The 873-nt window shown below is 55.7% G+C and carries 1 protein-coding gene; it reads right to left on the bottom strand.

Annotated elements, in window-relative coordinates; all coding sequences use genetic code 11:
* Positions 1–14: 14 nt before the first annotated feature.
* On the bottom strand, positions 15–873 hold an 859-nt coding region (locus ACG0Z5_RS23765; RefSeq protein ID WP_394451625.1), incomplete at its 5' end, for an IS4 family transposase.

Raw genomic sequence — 873 nt, 5'->3', positions numbered from 1 at the left:
GTAATGCTTGTCAGTTAAGCTTTTGAAGAAGGCCGCAACGGGTAACGTTGTGGCCTCTTTTTTACGGCTCTCGGGTAATGCCGGGCTCTTCGTCCTGGTAGCACCAACCCTGGAGCCATACTCAGTATTTCTTCCATCACTTTTGGCAGTTTTCCCGGCGCCACTCCCGGCAGTGAACTCAGGTGACTGCGCAGATACAGGGCCGACTGTTTAAACCCCATCTGATAAGGCTCCACGCCTTTCAGGCTGTACGCCATCTGCGCCATCATGAAGCGCAATAAATTGTACGCCAGCACCACGCCCCATAACTCCTGGCGCACCAGCTCCGGCTTTTTACTCCGCAGCGTCAGTTCATTATTCAGCAGATGCTGCTTCATCTCCCTGAACCCGTGCTCTATCTCCCACCGGTGACTGTACAGGTCCACGATATCAGCTTTCGGGTATCTGAGCGGGTCGCACATCGACGTCAGTATCTGCACCGTCTTGCCGTTTACTTCCTTGCTGACCAGCCTTGCTGTCAGGGTTTCCGGCGCATCCTGCCATTTCTTTTTCGCCTGCGGCGACAGCGTTATTCTCACCAGTTTCTGCCCTGCCCCCAGGTTTCTCACCTCCTCATACTGCGCACCTTTGCGTAAGGGCAGCATCCAGTGCCTTTCCGTGCCTGATGACTGCCAGCGATGCAGCAGACCCAGGGCATAGAAGCCCTTATCCATGAGGGTCAGTGAGTGGTCCGGCGTCCGGTCAATAAGCTGTGCCGCAAGGTCCGTTTCACCGACTTCAGAGACGCTGTCGAAGGCCACCGCAGACAGCAGATGGCTGGTGACTTCCATCTGACAGACCATACGCAGCTGTGGCCATTCGGACTGCTTGTTC

This window comes from Scandinavium sp. M-37, from assembly GCF_043558715.1.
Lineage (GTDB): Bacteria > Pseudomonadota > Gammaproteobacteria > Enterobacterales > Enterobacteriaceae > Scandinavium > Scandinavium vulneris_A.
This window is presented reverse-complemented; position numbering and strand designations above follow the sequence as displayed.